This window comes from Oleiphilus sp. HI0125 (genome assembly GCF_001635355.1).
On record NZ_LWGF01000321.1, the window covers coordinates 1 to 269 of the forward strand.

Annotated in this window: 1 pseudogene; it reads left to right on the forward strand. The window is 40.9% G+C overall.

The window, feature by feature from the left end:
- Positions 1–32 precede the first annotated feature (32 nt).
- Positions 33–269 (forward strand): annotated as a pseudogene (locus tag A3762_RS04375) (spermidine/putrescine ABC transporter substrate-binding protein PotF); the annotation flags it as partial.

Genomic DNA, 269 nt, shown 5'->3' on the forward strand with positions numbered 1-269 from the left:
GCTGTAGTGATATTTAAAGAGAGGCCACTCACATGATCGCAAAGTTACACGCACTAAAAACACTTACTTCCGCTTGCGTTCTAGGCATTTTTGCATCGTCAGCTGTAGCCGAGAAAAAAGACGTATTTTTCTATAACTGGTCGGATTACATCGCCGAAAATACGATAGAAAATTTTCAGAAAGAAAGTGGTATTAAAGTTGTATATGACGTGTTTGATAGCAACGATGTGCTCGAAGCAAAGCTACTCGCGGGACGAACTGGGTATGAT